Source organism: Streptomyces africanus (assembly GCF_002150735.1).
Lineage (GTDB): Bacteria > Actinomycetota > Actinomycetes > Streptomycetales > Streptomycetaceae > Streptomyces > Streptomyces africanus.
This window is the reverse complement of the sequence record NZ_MUKA01000658.1, coordinates 1-592: the sequence shown is the minus strand read 5'-3', so window position 1 is coordinate 592 and position 592 is coordinate 1. Positions and strand designations below refer to the sequence as shown.

The window sequence follows — 592 nt, the reverse complement described above, 5'->3', positions numbered from 1 at the left end:
CCCGCACCGTGCAACTGGATCGCCCGGTCGAGAATGTCCACCACCGCCCGGGGCGTAGCGATCTTGATCGACTGGATCTCGGTGTGCGCCCCCTTGTTGCCCACCGTGTCCATCAGCCACGCGGTCTTGAGCACCAGCAGCCGCAACTGCTCCACGGTCACCCGCGCGTCCGCGATCCAGTTGTGCACCACACCCTGCTGGGCCAGCGCCTTCCCGAAGGCCGTCCGGGACACCGCCCGCCGGCACATCAGCTCGATCGCCCGCTCCGCCATCCCGATCAGCCGCATGCAGTGGTGGATCCGCCCGGGACCGAGCCGGGCCTGCGCGATGGCGAACCCGCCGCCCTCCTCGCCGATGAGGTTCGACGCCGGCACGCGCGCGTGGTCGAAGATCACCTCGGCATGGCCGCCGTGGTAGTGGTCCTCGTAGCCGAAGACCTGCATCGCGCGCTCGATCGTCACACCCGGCGTGTCACGGGGGACCAGGATCATCGACTGCTGACGGCGGATGTCGGAACCCTCGGGGTCCGTCTTGCCCATCACGATGAAGATCTTGCAGTCGGGGTGCATCGCCCCGGAGATGTACCACTTGC

1 protein-coding gene is annotated in these 592 nt (G+C 68.2%); it reads right to left on the bottom strand.

Annotation, left to right across the window (positions count from 1 at the left end):
- Positions 1-592, bottom strand: a 592-nt coding sequence (locus CCL05_RS43175; RefSeq protein ID WP_279629969.1) for an acyl-CoA dehydrogenase family protein, incomplete at both ends; no start/stop codon positions are given.